We start from the raw sequence: 3,857 nt of genomic DNA, 5'->3' as shown, positions 1-3,857 counted from the left end.
GTGAAGACCTGCGTCGGATCAACCTTTTGCCGATTTGGCACACAAGATGCTATGAGTATGGGCATACAGTTGGAGAAAGCGTTTGAGCGTTTGACGGCGCCTGCCAAAGTGAAGCTTGCGGTATCCGGCTGTCCCCGCAACTGTGCAGAGGCTACAATCAAGGACGTCGGTATTGTGGCAATCGAAGGAGGCTGGGAAATTCATATCGCTGGTAACGGCGGCGTAAAGGTAAGAGCTACTGACCTTCTCTGCATTGTAAAAACCGAGGATGAGGTTATGGAATGGTCATCTGCATTTTTACAATATTACCGTGAAAACGCGACATGGAATGAGCGTACCGCACAATGGGTGGAACGTATAGGCCTTACTCCGATTAAGAAAGCGCTCGAGAACCGTGAAGATCGACTCGCCCTTGTGGGCCGCATAGAGAAAACTCTCAGCTTAACGACTGACCCTTGGAAACAAATCGTCGAGAATGAAGACTTACGTAAAAATTTCGAGCAGTTGCCTGGCGCACAGCCGGTACAAATATAGGAGGGGTATACCTATGACAACGAAGCTATTGGCAGCTAACCTTTCTGATATTGATATGAAAGGCTCACGCAGAATTAAAATAAAAGATATCGATATTGCGATGTTCCGCCTATCAGACGGAAGTGTACTCGCCGTAGAAAACAGCTGCCCTCATAAAGGCGGTTTGCTATCTGAGGGTATGGTATGTGGTTCAACCATCCATTGTCCGCTTCATGATTGGAAGATTGATCTAAGGAGCGGCAGTGTGCTAGAGCCGGATAAYGGTTGCATTAGAACCTTTGAAACAGAAATCGACCACATAAGCGGCTCTATTTATATAAAGATATAAGGTGGAGTGGTGTATGTCGTATGTAAAGCCTACCGAAGTACTGGATGCTATGATTGATGCCGGAACAACAAAGGCAAACCTAAGCGCCTTACAAATGGTCGTTCGCGGTTTTCTCGCGGGAGCGATTCTTTCCTTTGCAACAACACTTGCCTTCACGGCTGTTACCCAGACCACTGTCGGACTCACTGGTGCAATTATTTTCCCAGTCGGCTTTGTCATTATCGTTTTATTAGGTCTTGAGCTCGTAACTGGCACGTTTGCACTCATTCCATTATCGATCCTTGAACGTAAAACAACGATCTCCCGCATGATAGCTAATTATGGTTGGGTTATCTTAGGCCATTTAATCGGTTGTGGATTATACGCTATCCTCTATGGGATGACTATAACGAAGATGGACACTGATATCAGCAACCCGTTAGCACAAATGCTTATTCAGCTTAGCGAGACAAAAACTCTTGGCTACCAGAAGATGGGCTTTGACGGTATCATTCTTGTAACCATTAAGGCTGTGCTATGCAATTGGATGGTGACACTTGGCGTAGTCATGGCGATGACATCTAAATCTACTGGAGGAAAAATACTTGCAATGTGGCTGCCTATATTAACCTTTTTTGCACAAGGCTTCGAGCATGCGGTCGTCAATATGTTTGTGATCCCAGCAGGCATGATGCTTGGTGCTGACGTATCGATGGCAGACTGGTGGCTTTGGAATCAAATTCCGGTATTGGTCGGCAACTTTATAGGCGGTGCTGTGTTTACTGGTATTCTTCTATATCTTTCTCATCGAAAAAAAAGCTCTGCTGCAGTAACGAAGCGTCATACGGAATCATCAGAAATAGAGGTTGCGGCCGCTTCGGAAAGAAGCATCAAATGAAGAAAACTACAAATGGAATCGTCTATATTGTCGGAGCAGGCCCTGGTGATCCCGAGCTTATTACTGTCAAAGCAACGCGCCGTATACAGATAGCCGATATTATATTGTACGATCGGCTTGTAAATGAAAAATTACTTGAATACGCACATCCTGATGCAGAACTAATCTTTTGCGGCAAATCGCCTGGCATTCATGCGATGCCACAGCATCTCATTAACGAGAAACTAATCGAATACGCATTGGAAGGTAAAAGGGTCGTCCGCCTAAAAGGCGGAGATCCGTTTGTTTTCGGACGAGGCGGTGAAGAAGCGTTGGAGCTTGCAGTAAGGGGAATTCATTACGAGATCATTCCAGGAATTACATCTGCTATCGGCGCTGCCGCTGCTGCTGGTATACCGGTCACCCATCGCGATTATGCAGCTTCCTTCGCTTGTGTGACCGGCAGTCGATGCCACGGCGACAAATCACCAATCCGCTGGGATTTACTTGCTCATAGCGTCGATACACTTGCCATTTATATGGGCGTAAGCCAGTTGCCATTCATTAGAGAAGAATTGCTGAAACATGGAAAATCAGCTAAAACCCCGGTGGCAATTATCGAACGAGGCACGCTCGCTAACCAGCGTACAATTATTGGAACACTCGCGGATATTCATACAATCGCTTTATCTATGAAATTGATTAACCCAGCTCTAATTATTATCGGTGAGGTCGTCCATGTCAGGGAACGCCTTCTTTACGCAGAGCAACAGGCGGTTGCTTTCATTGGATAAGTAATCATTAAGCTTAATAACAGTTTTTGCGACTACACTCTACAAAAAGAGGCAAATATCGCAGATTATAACATAGGACCAACCTAATGCCTTAAGATGATTATTACAATTAATGGTTTTTTCACACTATGCTACACTTGTCAGTGGGTCTTTTTAGGAGCATCCTATTATTGTGTTGTACAAAAGTAATTAGCTTCTCAATTCACAAAATGTGATGTCATTCGGAATAAAAAATTATGGAGTAAATCACTGGCCAGAACATAATATCTTGAAATCATTTGTATAGTTTTGATAATCCCCTTGACACCCAAAATAGCCTAATGTCATCATGAGGGAAAGAGTGAACTTGTCTCCAACGTCTTATCCTAACCGTTCGTATTATGAGATCAACCAGTTCTTTCTGGTTGATCCATTTTTCATTTGCATAGAGGATTAATTGCGTATGTGAACAAGTTCCTAAACTGGATTTTCGTATTATTAGTGAAGGAAGAGAGCTTTGATGCAATTCTCAAAAGCATGTCGCCTTATGATCGAATGTAGCCTACGTCTTTTCTATCAATCTATATTCTTGTTAGATCCTCTTGTGTATAGGATTTTACTGTATTCATAAATTCATTCCGATAGGGTTCTGAAAAGTTGAGTTCCTCTTTGAGCGTTGTAAAAGTACGAGCTTCATAAGGGGATTCATAAGCGGTTAGACATTCTTCATTCAACAAAGCAAGATGGTAATAATGTTCACTATCCAGGACATGGCGGATCATCTCTTTTATGTTCATTGCTTATGAATCCGGTCTCCAGTTCAAAAACTCATGCGGAATGCTTCCCCAAATAATCATGCTTCTGCGTCGAATCTCATTTAAATTCTGAATTATGGCTTCTATAGCGTTCATAGCTGCTGAATAGGTTTTGAGAAATCACAAAAAGAAATGGCAAGTCACCTTTAAATTATGAAGTTGGTAATACGGAACCTGATCAGAAAACTGTAAATTTCGTTAATCTTTCTTGAATCTACGCACCCATTAGCCATATGGAACAATTTCAAAAACAGTACCTTGATTAAAATCAGCCRCTTTCATAGATCCAAATACTCCTAAATATAGTTTGGTTTGATTCAGATTCGTTCCCAAACTAACATAATAAGCAGATTGAGATCCAAAATTATAATCGGTTTCAATAACACTAAAATCATYTTGCTTACAATCTGTTCTTACCCTTGTAAAAGCTAAAACCCCTCTAATCGGAGGCCCAGATTGTTCTTTCCTTGCTAGATCGGTAAACAGGACGCTTCCCATTAACTCGGGGATTTCATTTCCCATATATGGCTGGACTCCAGTAAGAGCAGTTC

At 42.5% G+C, this 3,857-nt stretch carries 3 protein-coding genes and 2 pseudogenes; 4 read left to right on the top strand and 1 reads right to left on the bottom strand.

Annotation, left to right across the window (positions count from 1 at the left end):
* The 4 genes and pseudogenes from AC1DSE_RS32045 to cobA all read left to right on the top strand — a co-directional run.
* Window positions 1–534, top strand: a pseudogene (locus AC1DSE_RS32045) (nitrite reductase large subunit); the annotation flags it as partial.
* Between the two features lie 13 nt (window positions 535–547).
* Window positions 548–862, top strand: coding sequence for a nitrite reductase small subunit NirD (gene nirD, locus AC1DSE_RS32040; protein WP_477512694.1), 315 nt, complete (start codon window positions 548–550; stop codon window positions 860–862).
* A 13-nt stretch (window positions 863–875) separates the two neighbouring features.
* Window positions 876–1,739, top strand: coding sequence for a formate/nitrite transporter family protein (locus tag AC1DSE_RS32035; RefSeq protein WP_477512695.1), 864 nt, complete (start codon window positions 876–878; stop codon window positions 1,737–1,739).
* Window positions 1,736–2,512, top strand: a complete 777-nt coding sequence (gene cobA, locus AC1DSE_RS32030) for a uroporphyrinogen-III C-methyltransferase (RefSeq protein WP_441886689.1) — start codon at window positions 1,736–1,738, stop codon at window positions 2,510–2,512. The genes AC1DSE_RS32035 and cobA overlap by 4 nt, the downstream gene beginning before the upstream one ends.
* A gap of 1,019 nt (window positions 2,513–3,531) precedes the next feature.
* Here cobA and AC1DSE_RS32025 read toward each other — a convergent pair.
* Window positions 3,532–3,857, bottom strand: a pseudogene (locus tag AC1DSE_RS32025) (PQQ-dependent sugar dehydrogenase); the annotation flags it as partial.

This window comes from Paenibacillus sp. 01L418 (genome assembly GCF_056400045.1).
This window is presented reverse-complemented; position numbering and strand designations above follow the sequence as displayed.

Bases quoted from the DNA above. Each gene is read 5' to 3' on its own strand.
- cobA (WP_441886689.1), top strand. From the start codon at position 1,736: ATGAAGAAAACTACAAATGGAATCGTCTATATTGTCGGAGCAGGCCCT.
- AC1DSE_RS32035 (WP_477512695.1), top strand. From the start codon at position 876: ATGTCGTATGTAAAGCCTACCGAAGTACTGGATGCTATGATTGATGCC.